This is a genomic window from Anaerostipes butyraticus (assembly GCF_016586355.1).
Classification (GTDB): domain Bacteria; phylum Bacillota; class Clostridia; order Lachnospirales; family Lachnospiraceae; genus Anaerostipes; species Anaerostipes butyraticus.
The window spans coordinates 1-340 of sequence record NZ_BLYI01000058.1 but is presented as its reverse complement, the minus strand read 5'-3'; the positions used below and the strand labels follow the sequence as shown (position 1 = coordinate 340).

Here is a 340-nt window from a genome sequence, read left to right as displayed (position 1 = left end):
ACACTGCGAAGAGACAGACAATTGAATATTTCCGGTGGCGATGCGCGTCGGGGAAACACCCGTACCCATCCCGAACACGATGGTTAAGACTGACGCGGCCGACAATACTTGGCTGGAGACGGCCCGGGAAGATAGGTGGCTGCCGGATTTTTTAAAGAGACTTACCGGTGATGCGATGTAAGAAGGAGGCTTCTTGCATGGGATGGCCGATAAGGCCAGGAGAGAGCGGAACAGCAGAAAGCGCATCGCGTGAATCAATGCTGATACCGCGGACGTACTTTGAAAACTTCATACAAAACCAGAAAAGAGTCATTCTTTAGAAAAGAATGAGTCAAGACAT

At 50.0% G+C, this 340-nt stretch carries 1 rRNA gene; it reads left to right on the top strand.

Annotation, left to right across the window (positions count from 1 at the left end):
* Positions 1 to 30: 30 nt before the first annotated feature.
* Positions 31 to 148, top strand: a 5S ribosomal RNA gene (gene rrf, locus JMF81_RS12775).
* The last annotated feature ends 192 nt before the right edge of the window (positions 149 to 340 follow it).